The following is a 17,379-nucleotide window of genomic DNA, read 5'->3' on the forward strand; positions in this document are numbered from 1 at the left end:
TATTCAAGGGTGCGCCGCTCGATGTCGTGACCTGAGCGACTCCGGCGTCCGGTCGACCACCTCGTCGACCGGTCGACAGGAGGCCCCAGATGTCGCTCGCGATGCGTCCACCCACCGGGGCGGTGCCGACCGTGCTGCCCCCGACCGTGCCCGTGGCGTTCCCTTCCAGAGCTGCTCCGGCCACCGCGTCGCACCGGACGGTCGCTCCGGCGGGGGCGCGCCGAGGGTTCGTCCCCGCACTGGCGCTGCTCGACCTCGTGCTGCTGCTCACCGCGTTCGTCATCGCCCACGTCGTGCGGTTCCCCTGGGAGCTCGCATCCGTCCGGCCGCGGTCGGGCTGGTTCGAGTTCGTCGTGGCCCCCGCCATCGTCGTGGTCTGGATGCTGCTCCTCTCGGTGTTCCGCACCCGCGACCCGCGGATCGCCGGCATCGGCGGCGACGAGTACCGCCGACTCGTCACCGCGAGCCTCGTCGCCATCGCGGGTGTCGCGGTCGTGGCGTACGCAGCGCAGCTCGACCTGGCCCGCGGGTACGTCGCGATCGCGTTCCCGCTGGGGCTCGCGTTCCTGGCGCTCGGTCGCAAGGGCGTCCGGACGGTTCTGGCCCGGAGCCGCGCCCGGGGTGAGCACCTGCAGGACGTCCTGATCGTCGGTGACGCCGAGGACGTCCGGTACGTGGGCGCGCGCATCGCCGCTGCGCCGAGTGCCGGCTACCGCGTGCGTGCCGTCGTCACGGACTGCGCTCCGGCGGGGGCCCAGGTCGACCTGGGGGCGGCAACGGCTCCGGTCGTCGGCGGCATCGATGACGTGCTCGCGCACGCGCGGGCCGAGGGCGTCTCGGCCGTCGTCGTCGCGGGTGCTGTCCGTGGTGGGCACGCGCGCCTCCGTCGCCTCGGGTGGCAGCTCGAGGAGCACGGCGTCGAGCTCGTGGTGTCCTCTCCCCTGGCCGACATCGCCGCCGGGCGGGTGCACGAGCGCCCCGTCGACGGGCTGCCGCTCATGCACGTCGAGACCCCCGACTACCGTCGCCGGATGGGCAAGCGGGCACTCGACGTCGTCGGCGCCGTGCTCGGCCTGACGTTGCTCTCCCCGGTCCTGGCCGCGGTCGCGCTGGCGGTCCGCGCCGGCGACGGCGGTCCGGTCTTCTTCCGGCAGGTCCGCGTCGGTCGCGGTGGCGCGGAGTTCCCGATCCTGAAGTTCCGGACGATGTGCGTCGACGCCGAGGCGCGCATGGCTGCCCTGCAGTCCGAGAACCAGGGCGCCGGCCCGCTGTTCAAGATGCAGGACGACCCGCGGGTGACCCGGGTCGGTGCGTTCCTGCGACGGACCTCGCTCGACGAACTGCCGCAGCTGTGGAACGTCCTCACCGGTTCGATGAGCCTGGTCGGCCCCCGACCGGCCCTGCCGCGCGAGGTCGCGCTGTACGAGGACTTCGCCGACCGCCGGCTCCTCGTGACCCCGGGCATCACCGGTCTGTGGCAGGTCAGCGGCCGGTCGGACCTCGACTGGGCCGAAGGGGTGCGGCTCGACCTGCACTACGTCGAGAACTGGTCGTTCCTGCACGACCTCGTGATCCTCGCCCGCACCGTCCCGTCGGTGCTGCGGTCCCGGGGCGCGTACTGAGTCCTGCGCTTCCCTGGACGAACGGTGTCCGTTCCGAGGACCGGCCTGGGCATCCAGGGACGGGAGAGTTACGATGGGGGGACACGGACTTCCGCCGCGGTGATCGACGACGATCAGCGGACGGCGACCAGTTCCAGATCAAGGAGTCATGATGATTGGTAACCTGACCGGCCTTCACCTGCTGATCATCCTCGGGATCGTCATCCTGCTGTTCGGCGCGACCAAGCTCCCGGCGCTCGCCAAGGGCCTCGGCCAGTCGATCAACATCTTCAAGAAGGAGATGTCCGATGACGAGAAGAAGGCCCAGGCCAACGGCACGGCTGCGGACGGCACCGTGCAGAACAGCACCGTCCAGAACGTCCCCGCCGAGCCCGCCGCCGGTCCGGTCCTGAACCCCGGGCCGACCGCGCAGCCGAACACCGACTCCCGGCGCTAGGACACCCAGCCCCGTCCTGTCGGCAGCCCCCGCGACCACATCGGTCGCGGGGGCTTCGTCGTGCGGGATCGACCCCGGGGTACCCGGTGCCGCAGGATGAGCACATGACCGCTCCCGTTCCCGTTCCGGCCCCCGTGCCGCACGGCGTCGCGCCGCTCCGGGACGACCGGCGGATCGTGCTGGTGGTGGCGATCCTGGCGTCGTTCGTCGTCGGGCTCGACTCGAGCGTCGTGAACGTCGCACTCCCCGCGATCCGGCAGGAGCTCGGCGGCGGACTCGTCGTGCAGCAGTGGGTCGTCGACGCGTACCTGGTCACCCTCGGCTCGCTCATCCTGGTCGCCGGCAGCCTGTCCGACCTGTTCGGCCGCGTCCGGATCATCACGTGGGGGCTCGTGGTCTTCGGCATCGCGTCCGTGGTGTGCGCGATCGCCCCGACCGGCGAGGTGCTCATCGTCGCCCGGGCGCTGCAGGGCGTCGGCGGGGCGCTCGTCATGCCGAGCGCGCTCGCCCTCATCGTCGCCGCGTTCCGCGGGGCGGCGCAGGCGAAGGCCATCGGCACGTGGACGGCGTGGTCGAGTGCAGCCACGATCCTCGGTCCCGTGGTCGGCGGGCTCGTGGTGGACGGCATCGGGTGGCGGTGGGTCTTCGTGCTCACCGCGGTGCCGATCGCCGTGACGATCCCGCTGGTCCTGCGCATCACCGGCGACGTGCACCCCGCCGTCCGCCCGCGCATCGACGTCGTCGGGGCCGTGCTCGCCGTGGTGGGTGTCGGCGGTGTCGTGCTCGGCCTCATCGAGCAGGAGCGGTTGGGGTGGGGTGCGCCCGTGGTGGTCGGCGCGCTCGTGCTCGGCGCCGCCGCACTGGTGGCGTTCGTGCCGTGGGAACTGCGGGTGACCCGGACGACGGGGTCGCCGCTCGTGCCGCTCGAGCTGTTCCGGGCGCGGAACTTCACGGTCGGCAACCTCGCGACGCTGTCCATCTACGGGGCGCTCGGCATGGTGTTCTTCGTCGTCACCCTGTTCCTGCAGGAGGTCTGGCGGTTCCCGGCCTGGCTCGCCGGCCTCGCGACGCTGCCGCCGACGATCATGCTGCTCGCGCTGTCCACCGCCGTCGGGTCCTTCGCCGGTCGGTACGGCCCGCGGTGGTTCATGGCCGCGGGTCCGGCGGTCGGCGCGGTCGGGGCGCTCCTGCTGCTGCTCGCCGGCGACGACCCGACCGGGTACTGGTGGTCGGTGTTCCCCGGACTGGTGCTGATCGGCGTGGGCATCGCCCTGATGGTCACGCCCCTGACCAGTGCGGTGCTCGGGTCGGTGCCGCAGTCCGAGGCCGGGTCCGGTTCGGCCGTGAACAACGCGGTCGCGCGGATCGCCGGACTCGTGACGGTGGCACTGGCCGGCGTGGTGCTCGGCGGTGAGGTGAGCGTCGACGGGCTGCACCGGGCCATGGTGGTGATGGCGCTCCTGCTGGCGGCCGGTGCCGTCGTCTGCGCCGTCGGGATCCGGAATGTCCCGGAGCGCACGTAAGTTGAGTGGAGTAGACTCAACTCCAGGACCACCGCAACGAAAGGACGGAACGCATGGCGAACCTCCAGGGCGCTCCTGACTCGCAAGAACGACAGAAGACCGCCCTCGAGCAGTACGGCATCGACCTCACGGCGATCGCCCGCAGCGGCAAGCTCGACCCCGTGATCGGCCGCGACTCCGAGATCCGGCGCGTCTCCCAGGTGCTCACGCGCCGAACCAAGAACAACCCGGTGCTCATCGGCGAGCCCGGCGTCGGCAAGACCGCCGTCGTCGAGGGGCTCGCGCAGCGCATCGTCGCCGGGGACGTCGCCGACTCCCTCAAGGACAAGCGGCTCATCTCGCTCGACATCTCCGCCCTCATCGCCGGCGCCAAGTACCGCGGCGAGTTCGAGGAGCGGCTCAAGGCCGTGCTCAAGGAGATCAACGACTCCGACGGGCAGGTCATCACGTTCATCGACGAGCTGCACACCCTGATGGGTGCCGGTGGCGGCGAGGGCTCCGTCGCGGCGTCGAACATGCTCAAGCCGATGCTCGCCCGCGGGGAGCTCCGGCTCATCGGCGCGACGACCCTCGACGAGTACCGCGAGTACATCGAGAAGGACGCCGCGCTCGAGCGTCGCTTCCAGCAGGTCTACGTCGGTGAGCCGAGCGTCGAGGACGCCGTGGCGATCCTCCGCGGACTCAAGGAACGCTACGAGGCGCACCACAAGGTGACGATCAACGACTCCGCGCTGGTCGCGGCCGCGAGCCTGTCGAACCGGTACATCTCCGGCCGGCAGCTGCCCGACAAGGCCATCGACCTGATCGACGAGGCCGCGAGCCGACTCCGCATGGAGATCGACTCCAGCCCCGTCGAGATCGACGAGCTGAAGCGGAACGTCGACCGTCTGCGTGTCGAGGAGTTCGCGCTCAAGCAGGAGAAGGACGACGCCTCCAAGGCCCGCCTCGAGACCCTGCGCAACGAGCTGCACACGCGCGAGGAACGGCTGGCCGAGCTCGAGCAGCGCTGGCAGGCCGAGCGTGCCAGCCTGAACCGCATCGGGGAGCTCAAGCAGCAGCTCGACGACCTGAACATGCGGTCGCAGCGAGCCCAGCGCGAGGCCGACTACGAACTCGTCTCCCGACTGGAGTACGGCGAGAAGCCCCGCATCGAGGCCGAGCTCGCCGCCGCCGAACAGGCCGAGAGCGCCGACCGGATGGTGAACGACAGCGTCACCGACGAGGACATCGCCGCCGTCATCGCGCAGTGGACGGGCATCCCGCTCGGCCGGCTGCTGCAGGGTGAGACCGAGAAGCTCCTGCACCTCGAGAGCGAGCTCGGCCGCCGCATCATCGGGCAGCGCACCGCCGTGACCACCGTGTCCGAGGCCGTCCGTCGCACCCGCGCCGGCATCTCCGACCCGGACCGCCCGACGGGTTCGTTCCTGTTCCTCGGCCCGACCGGCGTCGGCAAGACCGAGCTGGCCAAGGCGCTCGCCGAGTTCCTGTTCGACGACGAGAAGGCCCTCGTCCGCATCGACATGAGCGAGTACGGCGAGAAGCACTCCGTGGCCCGCCTGATCGGTGCCCCGCCCGGGTACGTCGGGTACGAGGCCGGTGGACAGCTCACCGAGGCGGTCCGCCGCCGTCCGTACTCGGTGATCCTGCTCGACGAGATCGAGAAGGCCCACCCCGAGGTGTTCGACGTGCTGCTGCAGGTACTCGACGACGGGCGACTGACCGACGGCCAGGGGCGCACGGTCGACTTCCGGAACACGATCCTCGTGCTCACGTCGAACCTGGGATCGCAGTTCATGACCGACCTGTCCCTGAGCGACGCGCAGCGGGAAGAGGCGGTCCGTGAGCTCGTGCAGCAGGCGTTCCGACCGGAGTTCATCAACCGCCTCGACGACATCGTGGTGTTCCAGGCCCTGACGGCCGACGACCTCGGGCAGATCGTGTCGCTCTACGTCGACCGGCTGGCCCGCCGTCTGACCGACCGCCGACTCGAGCTCGCCGTCACCCCGGAGGCGCGCGGCTGGCTCGCGGAGCGCGGGTACGACCCGCTGTACGGCGCGCGGCCCCTGCGTCGCCTGATGCAGCGGCAGATCGACGACCGGTTGGCACGCGCCATCCTGTCGGGTGACGTCCGTGACGGCGACACCGTCCGGGTGGACGTCGCCGCGGACGGCGACGGCCTGACCGTCGAGCCCTTCGAGCTGGCCGAGATCGTCGAGGAGTAGCCCACCACGACGGACAGGAGGCCCGTCACCGGTTCCTGGGACCGGTGACGGGCCGTTCGTCTACCGTCCACGGCATGCCTGAGATCCGCGCGATCCGTCGCCTCACCGACGCCGTCGAGCACGCGAGTGTGCTCGACAAGGCCGTCGACATCGACCGTGCCGTCGTGAACGCCCTCGCCAAGCCGAAGGCGCTGCGCCAGCTGTTGCACGGTGTGCCGTTCGGCCACCCGATCCACCCGCTCATGGTGCAGGTACCCCTCGGTGCCTGGATCTCCGCCGCGGTGCTCGACCTGGTCGGCGGGAAGGGCAACGCGAAGGCGGCCAAGACCCTGGTCGGCGTCGGGGTCGTCTCGGCGAGCAGCGCCTCGGTCGCCGGCTACGTCGACTGGTCCGAACTGAATCGCGAGCAGCTCCGCACCGGATGGGTGCACCAGGCCGTGAACTGGACCGGCCTGTCGCTGTACGGCCTGTCGTGGCTGCAGCGGAAGCGCGGCAACCACGGCGCCGGCAAGCTGCTCGGCTTCGCGGGTCTCGCCGTCGTCAGTGTCGGCGGGTACCTCGGCGGACACCTGTCCTACCGGCAGCGTGCCGGCGTCAGTGACCACGGTGAGGTGCCGTTCGACGCCTGATCCGGTTCCCAGGTCCGGCAAAGGTACGTCACGTGTGATGTATCGATGCGCGTACTCGTGGTGGACGACGAACGGGCCCTCGCCGACCTGGTCGCGACGGGCCTGACCCGGCAGGACATGGCGGTGGACGTCGCCTACCGCGGCGACGACGCCGACGAGCTGCTGGCGGTGCACGACTACGACGTCGTCGTGCTCGACCGTGACGTCCCCGGGCTGCACGGCGACGAGGTCGCACGGCGGCTCACCGCGCGCGGCGCGCTCACACGGATCCTCCTGCTCACCGCCGCGACGACGTTGAGCGACCGTGTGCACGGGCTCGAGCTCGGTGCCGACGACTACCTGACCAAGCCGTTCGAGTACCCGGAACTCGTCGCCCGGGTCCGCGCACTCGGTCGGCGGAGCGTCGCACCCGTCGCCCCGGTGCTCGAGCGTGCGGGGTTCGTCGTCGACACGAACCGGCGGATGGCCACGCGCGACGGACGGCCGCTCGACCTGACCTCGAAGGAACTCGGGGTGCTCGAGACCCTCCTCCGCGCGGACGGTCGGATCGTCTCCGCCGAGCACCTGCTCGAGAAGGTCTGGGACGTGAACACCGACCCGTTCACCGCCGCGGTCCGCGTGACGATGTCGAAGCTCCGCCGGAAGCTCGGGGACCCGGACCCGATCCGGACGGTGCCCGGCCAGGGCTACGCGCTGTGAGCCGGTGGGCCCGGGGCTGGAGCATCCGGACCCGGACGGCCCTGACGTTCGCGCTCGCGGCCATGGCGCTCGCGACCGGGGTCGTCCTGTTCACGAACACCATGTCGTTGGCCGGTGTCGGTGCCGGCCTCGACACCGCGGCCGTGCAGCGCCCGCCGTCCGGATCGCCGGGTGCCACGACCGCTCCGGCGCCGATCGAGGTCGACGGAACCGACGACGACGGTGCGGTGGCGGTGATCCGGCTCGTGGCCGTGCAGCAGTGGCAGTGGTCCGCGATCGGGATCGCGGGTGCCGGGGTCGCGGCCGGGGGCATCGGCTGGCTCGTCAGCCGCCGGGTCCTCCGGCCCATCGACCGGATCACCGCGACCACGAACCGCATCTCGGCGTCGAACCTGCACGAGCGCATCGCGCTGGACGGTCCCGACGACGAGCTCCGGCGGCTCTCGCGCACCGTCGACGACCTGCTGGCCCGCCTGGAGACCGCGTTCGAGAGCCAGCGCCGGTTCGTCGCCCAGGCGTCCCACGAACTCCGGACGCCCCTGGCGGTGCAGCGCGCGGCGGTGCAGATCGGCCTGCACGACGACGCCGACCCCGCGGAGGTCCGAGCGGTCCGGGCGGAGCTGCTGGAGCAGAACCGCCGCACCGAGCGGTTGGTCGAGTCGTTGCTCGTGCTCGCCGAGGCCGATCGTGGCCTGGCGGGCGCGACGCGCGCCGTCGACCTCGACGAGGTGACCGCCGAGGTCGTCGCGGGAGCGGCCCGGGACGCGGCCGAGGCGGGGGTGACGCTGACCCACGAGCGCCGCACCGGGCCTCCCGGCCTGGTCGTCCCGGGGGAGCCGACGCTGCTGCGGCAGCTGCTCGGCAACCTGGTCGGCAACGCCGTCGAGTACAACGAACCCGGCGGCACCGTCCTGGTGACCACGGAGCCGGACGGGTTCGTCGTCGAGAACGGTGGGCCGGTGGTCGCGGCGGACGAGGCGGAGCTGCTCGTCGAACCGTTCCGCCGCGGCGGGACGGACGACGCACGCGGCCAGCACAGCGGTCTCGGGCTGTCGATCGTGGCCGCGATCGTGCACGCGCACGGGTGGCAGCTGTCGATCACCGCACGGCCGATCGGCGGGCTGCTCGTCCGGGTCCGTGTTTCGTCGGTGCAACCCGACGTGCACGCGGGGCGAAACAGCCGTTCCGGTGTGCTGGAGGCATGAACCACACCACGAAGACGACCACCCGGCGCACCCGGTCCCTGATGAGCGCGGCCGCTGCCGTCGTCCTGCTGCCCCTGTTCCTGGTCGGCTGCTCGGACGCGTCACCGGACGCGTCACCGGACGCCGGCGGGACCGCGGCGTCCGGCGGTGCGGCACCCGGCGTCGCCCTCGCCGAGTGCATGCGCGACCGCGGCTACGACATGCCCGACCCCGGCACCGGCGGTGGCTCGATGCAGCTCAGCGCACCCGACGGCGTCGATCCCGAGCAGTACCAGGAGGACCTCAAGGGCTGCCTCGACGACTCCGCAGCGGCCGGCGACGCGCAGGCCGCGCAGCCGATGCCGGGCAGCGAGGAGATCGCGAGGAAGACGGCGGAGTGCCTGCGGGAGCAGGGGTTCCCGGACTTCCCGGACGACCAGGAGGCGCAGAACCGGTTCCAGCCCGACGACCAAGAGGCGTTCGACGAGGCCGCCCACACCTGCACCGACGCGGCCTTCGAGGCCGTCCAGGGCGGAGCCGGGTCGTGACCCACCGTCGCGTCCGTCGCCGGGTGATCGTGTCGGTGTGCCTCGTCGCGGCGGTGGCCGCGGGGGCCGGGACGTGGGCCCTCGCCACGGTGCCGAGCGGTCCGGGAGCCTCGGCCAGCAGCGGGTCGCGCGGCGGGACCGCGTCGACCGGAGCCACCGCCACGGTCACCCGCGGCGACCTGACCGACTCGAAGGTGTTCGCCGGGACGCTCGGGTACGGCGCGGCGACGGGGGTCCCCGGTGCCGCCGCCGGCACGATCACCTGGCTGCCCCGCGCCGGCGACGTCATCGAACGCGACGGGGCCCTGTACGCCGTCGACGAGCGGGACGTCCGGTCGATGTACGGCACCGTGCCGCTCTGGCGGGACCTTCAGCGTGGGCTGCAGGGCGCCGACGTGCGGCAGCTCAACGAGAACCTGGCCGCGCTCGGGTACGACGTGTCCGTGGACGACCGGTTCGGTCCACGGACCGAGCGAGCCGTCCGGCAGTGGCAGCAGGACCGCGGACACGAGGTGACGGGGGTGCTGACGGCGGACGACATCGCCTTCGTGGACGGCGCGGTCCGGGTCGCCTCGGTCGACGGTCGGCTCGGGGAGCGGATCGCCGGCGGAGCCGGAGCGGGAGCGGGTGCCGGTGGCGCTGGTGGTGGCGCGGGTGCGGCGGCCGGCGCGGGTGCGGCGGGCGATGTCCTGCAGGTCACGAGCACCCGGCGCGTCGTCGCGGCGACCGTTCCCCAGCGCGACGCCGAGCGGCTCGCGGTCGGCACCGACGTCGAGGTCCGGGTGAACGGCGCCGGGGCGGCGATGCCCGGTTCCGTCGTCGACGTGCAGCCGACGACGAGCGAGGACGGCGGCACGGCCGTCGACGTCTCGGTGTCGTTCGACCCCGGGAAGCGCACGTTGCCCGCGGCAGCCTCCGCGCAGGTCGATGCGAAGGGCACCACCGAGCACGACGTCCTGTCCGTGCCGGTCGCCGCACTCGTCGCGGGCGCCGGTGGTCGGTACGCCGTCGACGTCGTGCAGCGGGACGGCACGACGGAGCGGGTCCGGGTCGAGCCCGGCTTCAGCGCGGACGGACGGATCGCGGTCACGGGTGACCTGGCCGCCGGCGACCGCGTGGTGGTGCCCGGATGAACGCCGCCGTGCTGCGATCCGCCGCCGTGCGGCCCACTGCCGCCGTGCTGCCGCCGGACTCCGTCCTGTCACTCCGGGACGTCACGAAGACCTACGGCGACGTCGGGGCCCTGCGCGGGGTGTCGCTCGAGGTCACCGCGGGTGAACTCGTCGCGGTCGTCGGCCCGTCGGGGTCGGGCAAGTCGACGATGCTCAACGTCGTCGGGACCCTCGACCGTCCCACGTCCGGCACGGTGACGATCGCCGGCAACGACGTCGCGACGATGTCCGACGACGCCCTGTCCGGACTCCGTGCCGACCACATCGGGTTCGTCTTCCAGCACTTCCACCTGCAGGCCGGCGCGACCGCCACCGAGAACGTCGCCGACGGCCTGCTCTACCAGGGCGTGCCCCGGCGCGAGCGGCACCGACTGGCGGTCGAGGCCTTGGGACGAGTGGGCCTGGCGCACCGGGTGGACCACCGACCGCACCAGCTCTCCGGCGGGGAGCGCCAACGCGTCGCCATCGCGCGGGCCGTCGTCGGCGACCCGACGATCCTGCTCGCCGACGAACCGACGGGTGCGCTCGACACAGCGTCCGGTGCCGCGGTGGTCGCGCTCCTGCGCGAGCTCAACGCGGCGGGCACGACGGTCGTGGTCATCACGCACGACCTCGACCTGGCGGCGTCGCTGCCACGACAGGTCCGGATGCGCGACGGCATGATCGAGCCCGAGGTCACCCGATGAGCCGGCGTCGGTCCGTGGGCGCGGTCGACCTGCTCCGCCTCGGCGTCTTCGGGCTGCGGACCCGGCCCGGACGTGTCGTGCTGTCGGCGCTGGGCATCGCGATCGGCATCGCGGCGATGCTCGCGGTCGTCGGGATCTCGTCGTCGAGCAAGGCGAAGGTCGACCAGGTGCTCGACACGCTCGGCACGAACGTGCTCACCCTCACCCAGGCGCAGGGCCTCGGCGAACCGGTCCCGTTGCCGTCCACCGCACTCGAGTCGGTGCTGCGGCAGGACGACGTCGAGTCGGCCGCCGCCGTCGGCACCGTGCCGGACACCGGCGTGTACCGGAACGACCGCGTCCCGGCGCCCGAGACGAAGGGCCTCGGGGTGCTCGCCGCGTGGGGCGACGTGCCACGGGTCCTCGGCGGGCAGCTCGCAGCCGGGCGGTGGATCGACGACGCCGCCGGGGCGCCGCCGCAGGTCGTGCTGGGGGCACGGGCGGCCGTGGTCCTCGGCATGGAGGACCTGCATCCGGACAGCCGGGTCTGGATCAGCGGGCGGTGGGTGCAGGTGGTCGGGGTGCTCGACCCCGTCGCGCTCGCCGAGGACCTCGACTCGCGGGTGTTCGTGCCGCGCGGGTTCGCCGGGCAGCTGGGCTTCGACGGGGCCCCGACCGCGGTCTACACGCGCGTCGACCCGGCGCACGTCGAACGGTCGCGGGACCTGCTCGCCGGTGCGGTCCGACCCGGGGCACCGCAGGACGTCGGCGTGACACGGCCGTCGGACGCGTTGGCCGCGAAGGACGCCACGGACGACTCCTTCACCGGGCTGCTGGTCGGCATCGGCGGGGTGGCCCTGCTCGTCGGGGGCATCGGGGTGGCGAACACGATGGTGATCACCGTCCTGGAACGCCGCGCCGAGGTCGGCGTCCGTCGTGCGCTGGGGGCCCGTCGTCGGAGCATCCGCGACCAGTTCCTGGTCGAGTCGTTGCTGCTGTCGTTCCTGGGCGGCTTGGCCGGCGTCGTGCTCGGCGTCGCGGTGACGGTCGTCTTCGCCGTCACGCAGGGCTGGCCGGTCGCACTGCCGGTGTGGGCCGTCGTCGGGGGACTCGGTGCCACGGTCGTGATCGGCGGGGTCTCCGGGCTCTACCCGGCGGCACGCGCGGCGCGGATCCCGCCGACGTCCGCCCTGGCGGCCGTCTGACGCGTGCGGTGGACGCGCGCACTGGAGGCCCGGTGCCGGTCCGGCGGACCGGCACCGGGCCTCCAGGCGGTCGCTTCCCCGCACCGGACGCGAGTCGCAGATCATGCCTGGTCATGACCACCTGGTCAAGCATCTGCGTCGATCTGTTCGACATCCGTGATGCCCCGGAAACACGCGGATCGAAAGCGGTCACAGGGACCGATCCAACGGTTGACAAGGGGCCGTGCAGGGTCTTCTATTGCGAATACGCAACGTCCTTTCATAAAGGTCGGACCAAGGGAGTCATCGTGACACGAACGCGTTTCGCCGCACTCGGTGCGCTCGCCCTCGCAGGCGCGCTCGCCCTCACCGGGTGCTCCGCCGGGAGCAACGCCGCTTCCGACGGCGGCACGAAGTCCATCGGCACACCCGATGGCAAGGGCAAGACCATCACCGTCTGGATGATGAACGGCGACCTGAGCGACAAGGTGCTCGACGCCGCCGGCAAGCAGTTCACCGCCGACACCGGGGCGAAGGTGAAGATCCAGACCCAGCAGTGGGACGGGATCACCACCAAGCTCACCACGGCGCTCGCGCAGAGCGACGCCCCCGACGTCGTCGACCTCGGCAACACGCAGGTGCCGGTCTACGCGGCAGCCGGCGGGTTGACCGACCTGACGCCGTACCGCGACGAGCTCAAGGACGGCCAGACCTGGCTCACCGGGCTCGAGGGCCCCGCCACCGTCGACGGCAAGCTCTACGGGGCACCGCTGTTCGCCGGCAACCGGGCCGTGGTCTACGACAAGAAGGTCTGGAAGGACGCCGGCGTGACCGACGTGCCGACCACCTACGACGAGCTCACGGCCGACCTCGACAAGGTCAAGGCCGCCAACCCGGCCAGTGACTTCTCCGCCTTCTACATGCCCGGGCAGTACTGGTACGGCGGGCTGCAGTGGGTCTGGGACGCCGGCGGCGAGATCGCCACGGACAAGGGCGGCAAGTGGACCGGCACGCTCGACTCCGCGGACGCGGTGAAGGGGCTGACCGCCTGGAAGGACTTCCAGAACGCGTACTCGGCGAAGTCCACGCAGGACATCAACACCGACAAGCCATCGCAGAGCGACGTCTTCGCGCAGGGCAACACCTCGGCGTTCCTCGGGTCCGCCTGGGAGATCGGCTCGATCACCACGGCGAAGCCGGAGCTCGCCGACCGCATCGGCACGTTCCCGATGCCGTCGTCCACGGCGGGGAAGACGCAGCCGGTGTTCCTCGGCGGCTCCGACCTGGGGATCCCGGCCAAGGCGAAGAACCAGGAGCTCGCGCTCTACTACCTGAAGATCCTGACCTCGAAGGAGTTCCAGCAGGACCAGGTGTTCGGGGTCGACGGCTGGGAGCCGAACTCCACCGAGCTGCTCGACGCGGTCGCCGGCGACGTCGACGAGCTGCACAAGCCGTACTTCGAGGCGGCCGGCACGAGCCGACCGACCCCGGCCACCCCGGGCTGGGCCACCATCGAGGGTGACGCCTCGTTCCAGTCGATGTTCGCCGACGTCGCCACCGGCCGGAAGTCGCCGGAGCAGGCCGCCGAGGGCTTCTCGAAGCACCTCACGACCGCGCTGAACGCGCAGCCGTAGGCGATGACGTCCACTGCGGAACCGGTGACCGACGCGGAGCAGTCCGCGCCGGTCACCGGCGGGCAGGCCGACGGGCAGGCTGGCGGGCCGGTTCAGGGTCCGTCGCGGGGTTCCCGTCGAGGCGGGCGGGGCACGGGTCGTCGGTCGCCGGTCGGGTCGCGGGCGCCGCTCGTCCTGCTGGCCCCGGCGGCACTGCTGCTCCTGGCCCTCGTCGTCTACCCGCTCGTCCGGCTCGTCGTCATCTCGTTCCAGGACTACGGGCTGCGGGCGATCTTCACCGGGCAGGCCGGGTTCACCGGGCTGACGAACTACACGGACGTCCTGGCGGATGCGTCGTTCTGGCCGGTCATCCTGCGCACCGTGCTCGTGACGGGCGCGATGGTCCTCGGCACGATCGTCATCGGCATGGGGGTGGCGCAGCTGCTCACCCGTCTCGGGGTCGCGATGCGCACGATCGTCAGCGTCGTGCTCGTGCTGGCCTGGGCGATGCCGAACGTGGCCTCGAGCCTGGTCTGGCAGTGGCTCTTCCAGCCGTTCTACGGCGTGCTCAACTGGCTCATCACGCAGCTGCGGGTGTTCGGCGACCACACGCAGGACAACTGGGCCTCGCATCCGGGGCAGGCGTACACGATCGTGCTGACGCTCGTCATCTGGCAGGCCGTGCCGTTCGTGGCGCTGACGCTGTACGCCGCGCAGTCCCAGATCGCGCCGGAGTACTACGAGGCCGGTGCGCTCGACGGGGCATCGGTGTGGACGATGTACCGCGCGATCACGCTGCCGGCACTCGCGCCGACGCTGCTGCTCGTGTCGATCCTGTCGGTGATCTGGGACTTCAACGTCTTCAACCAGATCTGGCTGCTCACCCGCGGCGGACCGGAGGAGGCCACGCTGACCCTCGGCATCTGGACCTTCGTGCAGTCGTTCGTGTCCAACGCCTACGGGCAGGGCGCGGCGATCGCCGTGATCTCGACCCTGATCCTCGGGGTGCTCACCAGCTACTACATCCGCCGGCTCGTCCGCAGCGGTGAGGAGGACCTGTGACCGTCTCGAGAACGGCGCCGCGTGCGGGCAGCGCATCCGCGCCGGGCCCCGTGCGGGTGCGCAAACGCAAGCCGCGCATCGTCGCGAACACCATCGCCGTGGTGTTCTGCCTGGTCTGGGTGTTCCCGATCTACTGGATGGTGAACACGGCCTTCAAGCCCGCCGACGAGGTCACCACGATGACCCCGATCTGGGCGCCGCTGCACCCGACGCTCGACAACTTCACGCGGGCGCTCACGCAGGAGGGCTTCCTGGTCTACCTGCGCAACTCCACCATCGTCGTGGTGGCGGCCGTGCTGCTGTCGATCGTCGTCGGGTTCCTGGCGTCGGCGGCACTGTCGCGGTTCCGGTTCCGCGGACGGCGGGCGATCCTGGTCGCGATCCTGTTCGTGCAGATGATCCCGTCGGGCGCACTGCTCATCCCGCTGTTCCTGTCGTTCCAGACCCTCGGGCTGCTGAACAGCTACGTCGGGCTGATCCTGGCGTACGTGGCGAGCGTGCTGCCGTTCTCGATCTGGGTGATGCGCGGCTTCTTCGTGGCCGTCCCCGTCGAGATCGAAGAGGCAGCGAAGGTGGACGGCGCCGGCACCTTCCGGATCCTGTGGAGCGTGCTGTTCCCACTCGTCATGCCCGGGGTCATCGCCACGAGCGTGTTCGCGTTCATCGCGGCGTGGAACGACTACCTGATCGCGTACGTGATGCTCAAGGACCAGGGGATGTACACGCTGCCGGTCTGGCTCGCCGGGTTCTCGACGAACAAGGGCACCGACTTCGGTGGGCTGATGGCGGCGAGCGTGCTGTTCTCGATCCCCGTCGTGGTGTTCTTCCTCATCGTGCAGCGCCGGCTGGTCAGCGGGATGACGGCGGGTGCCGTGAAGGGGTAGCGCTCGGACGGCCGGCGCCTGTGGACGTGTTGGTTGCATGTCGGAACGGTTGCGTTCTTGTGGGTTTCAGACGTACAGTGCTCGAAACCCAACGGAACGAAGGAGTTCGGGCATGTACGCAACCGAGCGGCACACCGCCATCGCCGCCGAGCTGCAGTCCGCCGGTCGCGTGTCGGTCGCCGGTCTGGCCGAGCACTTCGACGTCACCACCGAGACCGTTCGCCGTGACCTCGACGCCCTCGAGTCCGCCGGGGTCCTGCGCCGGGTGCACGGGGGAGCGGTCCCCGTCGGCCGCTCGAGCGTCGTCGAACTCAGCGTCGCCGAGCGCGAGGGCCAGCACGGCACCGCGAAGTCCGCCATCGCCCGCGCCGCGATGCGCCTGGTGCCGCCGACCTTCACCGGCTCGATCGCCCTCGATGCCGGCACCACCTGCGCCGCCGTCGCCTCCGAACTCGCCCGCTGGGAGCCCGAGGTCGCCGGCTCGACCATCACCGTCATCACGAACTCGGTGCCGATCGCCGCGACCCTGCAGCACAGCGAGCACCTCGAACTGCACCTGCTCGGCGGCCGCGTCCGTGGCGTCACGAGCGCCGCCGTCGGCACGGCCACCGTCGAGCAGATCGGCGCGCTCCGGCCCGACATGGCGTTCATCGGCACGAACGGCCTGTCCGCCGGCTTCGGTCTGAGCACCCCGGACGAGTACGAGGCCGCCGTGAAGGGCGCCTACGTGCTCGCCGCCCGACGGGCCGTGGTGCTCGCCGACGCCGCCAAGCACGGCGTGGAGGCCCTGATGCGGTTCGCGCGCCTGGACGAGATCGACACGCTCGTCACCGATGAGCAGCCCCCGGCCGACCTCGCCGGTGCGCTCGCCGACGCCGACGTCGAGGTGGTCGTCGCGTGAACGCCCGCATCGTCACGGTCACCCCGAACCCGTCCCTCGACCGCACGATCGAGCTCGCCGGTGAACTGCAGCGTGGCGCCGTCCAGCGTGCGACCCGGTCCACCGCGGAACCCGGCGGCAAGGGCGTCAACGTCTCCCGCGTGGTCGTCGCGAGCGGCGGGGACACCGTCGCCGTCCTGCCCGGCGACGAGCTCGACCCGGTCCTGCTCGGCCTGGCCACCCGCGGCATCCCGACCGCCGCGCTGCCGATCGGGGCGCCCCTCCGCTCGAACGTCACCGTGACCGAGCCGACCGGCACCACGACGAAGCTCAACGAACCCGGCCCCTCGCTCGCCGGCCGCCTCGACGACCTCGCTGCGCTGGTCGCCGACACCGCCGCTGCGACCGCCACCGGCCCCGCCGCACGCTGGGTCGTGGTCGCCGGGTCGCTGCCGCCCGGTCTGCCCGACGACGCACTCGCCGTGCTCGTCCGTGCCGTCCGTGCCCGCCACGGTGCGGACGTCCGGATCGCCGTCGACTCGTCCGGGGTGCCGTTCACCGCGCTGCTGCAGTCGGGTGAACGGATCGACCTGGTGAAGCCGAACGCCGAGGAACTCGCCGAGGTCGTCGGCGGCGACCCCGAGGAGTACGAGCGCGACCTCGACGCCGCGGTGGCCGGAGCCCAGCGGCTGCGGCGGAAGAACGTCGGCACGGTCCTGCTCACCCTGGGCAGCGCCGGCGCCGTGCTGGTCTCCGACGAGGGCGCGTTCGCCGCAGCTGCACCGAAGATCGTCGCCCGGTCGACCGTCGGCGCGGGGGACTCCTCCCTCGCCGGCTACCTGCTCGCCGAGGTCGCCGGAGCCGCACCCGAGCAGCGTCTCGCACAGGCCGTCGCCACCGGTGCCGCCGCTGCGGCACTGCCCGGCAGCGACGTGCCGGCACTCGACCACACCGACCCGACGGCGGTCTCCGTCCGGGTGCTCGACACGCACCCGGCCCCCGAACCCGCCTGATCCCCTCCCCACCCCGCCCCACCCCCCCCCGAACAACCGCACC

16 protein-coding genes are annotated in these 17,379 nt (G+C 71.8%); all 16 read left to right on the forward strand.

Translation table 11 applies throughout. The features are described 5' to 3' along the window. Positions 1-89: 89 nt before the first annotated feature. A complete protein-coding gene (locus DEJ06_RS11990; RefSeq protein WP_111039429.1) occupies positions 90-1,622 on the forward strand; it encodes a sugar transferase in 1,533 nt (510 codons plus the stop codon). A 151-nt stretch (positions 1,623-1,773) separates the two neighbouring features. Then, complete coding sequence (gene tatA / locus DEJ06_RS11995) at positions 1,774-2,058, forward strand: twin-arginine translocase TatA/TatE family subunit (RefSeq protein ID WP_111039443.1); 285 nt, start codon at positions 1,774-1,776, stop codon at positions 2,056-2,058. A gap of 104 nt (positions 2,059-2,162) precedes the next feature. Beyond that, complete coding sequence (locus tag DEJ06_RS12000; RefSeq protein ID WP_111029728.1) at positions 2,163-3,581, forward strand: MFS transporter; 1,419 nt, start codon at positions 2,163-2,165, stop codon at positions 3,579-3,581. Between the two features lie 53 nt (positions 3,582-3,634). Then, the gene (locus DEJ06_RS12005; protein WP_111039430.1) at positions 3,635-5,803 is read left to right on the forward strand and encodes an ATP-dependent Clp protease ATP-binding subunit; all 2,169 of its coding nucleotides are present in this window, start codon (positions 3,635-3,637) and stop codon (positions 5,801-5,803) included. A gap of 74 nt (positions 5,804-5,877) precedes the next feature. After that, on the forward strand, positions 5,878-6,432 hold the full coding sequence (locus DEJ06_RS12010; RefSeq protein WP_071404319.1) for a DUF2231 domain-containing protein: 555 nt from the start codon (positions 5,878-5,880) through the stop codon (positions 6,430-6,432). 45 nt (positions 6,433-6,477) lie between these two features. Further along, positions 6,478-7,131, forward strand: a complete 654-nt coding sequence (locus DEJ06_RS12015) for a response regulator transcription factor (RefSeq protein ID WP_111029730.1) — start codon at positions 6,478-6,480, stop codon at positions 7,129-7,131. Beyond that, entirely contained in the window at positions 7,128-8,336 is a 1,209-nt protein-coding gene (locus DEJ06_RS12020) for a HAMP domain-containing sensor histidine kinase (RefSeq protein WP_111039431.1), read from the forward strand. Before DEJ06_RS12015 ends, DEJ06_RS12020 begins: the two co-directional genes overlap by 4 nt. Next, complete coding sequence (locus DEJ06_RS12025) at positions 8,333-8,863, forward strand: hypothetical protein (RefSeq protein ID WP_111039432.1); 531 nt, start codon at positions 8,333-8,335, stop codon at positions 8,861-8,863. Before DEJ06_RS12020 ends, DEJ06_RS12025 begins: the two co-directional genes overlap by 4 nt. Further along, complete coding sequence (locus DEJ06_RS12030; RefSeq protein ID WP_111039433.1) at positions 8,860-9,996, forward strand: peptidoglycan-binding protein; 1,137 nt, start codon at positions 8,860-8,862, stop codon at positions 9,994-9,996. Before DEJ06_RS12025 ends, DEJ06_RS12030 begins: the two co-directional genes overlap by 4 nt. Before the next feature lie 8 nt (positions 9,997-10,004). Further along, positions 10,005-10,721 carry an ABC transporter ATP-binding protein gene (locus tag DEJ06_RS12035; RefSeq protein WP_258372598.1) on the forward strand — a complete coding sequence of 239 codons (717 nt, stop codon included), beginning with the start codon at positions 10,005-10,007 and terminating at the stop codon, positions 10,719-10,721. After that, complete coding sequence (locus DEJ06_RS12040; protein ID WP_181436768.1) at positions 10,718-11,905, forward strand: ABC transporter permease; 1,188 nt, start codon at positions 10,718-10,720, stop codon at positions 11,903-11,905. The genes DEJ06_RS12035 and DEJ06_RS12040 overlap by 4 nt, the downstream gene beginning before the upstream one ends. 287 nt (positions 11,906-12,192) lie before the next feature. After that, complete coding sequence (locus DEJ06_RS12045) at positions 12,193-13,518, forward strand: sugar ABC transporter substrate-binding protein (protein WP_220036493.1); 1,326 nt, start codon at positions 12,193-12,195, stop codon at positions 13,516-13,518. A gap of 3 nt (positions 13,519-13,521) precedes the next feature. Further along, entirely contained in the window at positions 13,522-14,559 is a 1,038-nt protein-coding gene (locus DEJ06_RS12050; protein WP_111039435.1) for a carbohydrate ABC transporter permease, read from the forward strand. After that, a complete protein-coding gene (locus tag DEJ06_RS12055) occupies positions 14,556-15,443 on the forward strand; it encodes a carbohydrate ABC transporter permease (RefSeq protein ID WP_241660478.1) in 888 nt (295 codons plus the stop codon). Before DEJ06_RS12050 ends, DEJ06_RS12055 begins: the two co-directional genes overlap by 4 nt. 112 nt (positions 15,444-15,555) lie before the next feature. After that, entirely contained in the window at positions 15,556-16,344 is a 789-nt protein-coding gene (locus DEJ06_RS12060) for a DeoR/GlpR family DNA-binding transcription regulator (RefSeq protein ID WP_111039436.1), read from the forward strand. Next, entirely contained in the window at positions 16,341-17,336 is a 996-nt protein-coding gene (locus DEJ06_RS12065; RefSeq protein ID WP_111033917.1) for a 1-phosphofructokinase family hexose kinase, read from the forward strand. Before DEJ06_RS12060 ends, DEJ06_RS12065 begins: the two co-directional genes overlap by 4 nt. Positions 17,337-17,379 lie beyond the last annotated feature (43 nt).

This window comes from Curtobacterium sp. MCLR17_051 (assembly GCF_003234395.1).
Taxonomy (GTDB): Bacteria; Actinomycetota; Actinomycetes; order Actinomycetales; family Microbacteriaceae; genus Curtobacterium; species Curtobacterium flaccumfaciens.

Coding starts and splice junctions, on each gene's coding strand:
- DEJ06_RS12005 (WP_111039430.1), top strand. CDS start 3,635: ATGGCGAACCTCCAGGGCGCTCCTGACTCGCAAGAACGACAGAAGACC.
- DEJ06_RS12000 (WP_111029728.1), top strand. CDS start 2,163: ATGACCGCTCCCGTTCCCGTTCCGGCCCCCGTGCCGCACGGCGTCGCG.
- DEJ06_RS12040 (WP_181436768.1), top strand. CDS start 10,718: ATGAGCCGGCGTCGGTCCGTGGGCGCGGTCGACCTGCTCCGCCTCGGC.
- DEJ06_RS12060 (WP_111039436.1), top strand. CDS start 15,556: ATGTACGCAACCGAGCGGCACACCGCCATCGCCGCCGAGCTGCAGTCC.
- DEJ06_RS11990 (WP_111039429.1), top strand. CDS start 90: ATGTCGCTCGCGATGCGTCCACCCACCGGGGCGGTGCCGACCGTGCTG.
- DEJ06_RS12050 (WP_111039435.1), top strand. CDS start 13,522: ATGACGTCCACTGCGGAACCGGTGACCGACGCGGAGCAGTCCGCGCCG.
- tatA (WP_111039443.1), top strand. CDS start 1,774: ATGATTGGTAACCTGACCGGCCTTCACCTGCTGATCATCCTCGGGATC.
- DEJ06_RS12025 (WP_111039432.1), top strand. CDS start 8,333: ATGAACCACACCACGAAGACGACCACCCGGCGCACCCGGTCCCTGATG.
- DEJ06_RS12010 (WP_071404319.1), top strand. CDS start 5,878: ATGCCTGAGATCCGCGCGATCCGTCGCCTCACCGACGCCGTCGAGCAC.
- DEJ06_RS12015 (WP_111029730.1), top strand. CDS start 6,478: ATGCGCGTACTCGTGGTGGACGACGAACGGGCCCTCGCCGACCTGGTC.